Source organism: Paenibacillus sp. EKM10P, assembly GCF_011800655.1.
Lineage (GTDB): Bacteria > Bacillota > Bacilli > Paenibacillales > Paenibacillaceae > Paenibacillus > Paenibacillus polymyxa.
The window spans coordinates 1-417 of record NZ_JAALET010000084.1; the positions used below are offsets into that span (position 1 = coordinate 1).

Consider the following 417-nt stretch of genomic DNA (forward strand, 5'->3'; position numbering starts at 1 on the left):
CGTTATGGCTTGAGTGCGGCAGATACGATCTTGCAAAAGACGGCCTTCACCTTCGATGTGTCGGTGTGGGAGCTGTTCTGGTGGTCGATGGTCGGCTCGAAGGTGAGCTTGCTGCCCGTGGGCGGGGAAAAGAACCCGGAAGACATCGTCGACACAATTGCCCGCGACGGTGTGAGCACGATGCACTTTGTACCGGCGATGCTGCATGCATTTCTGGAGTATGTGGAGCAGCAGCCACGAGAAGTGATGCAAGCGAAGCTGGGCACGCTGCGCCATGTCTTTGCCAGTGGTGAAGCGTTGCCGCCACAGCATGTGGCCCGGTTCCAGCGGCTCGTGTCGAGCCTGGCCGGGGCGAAGTTGGTCAACCTGTATGGACCAACCGAAGCGACGGTGGACGTATCGTACTTTGATTGCGAG

At 59.0% G+C, this 417-nt stretch carries 1 protein-coding gene; it reads left to right on the top strand.

Going from position 1 to position 417, the window contains the following annotated elements; translation table 11 throughout:
* Positions 1–417, top strand: a 417-nt coding sequence (locus HFE01_RS26510; protein ID WP_167438858.1) for an AMP-binding protein, incomplete at both ends; no start/stop codon positions are given.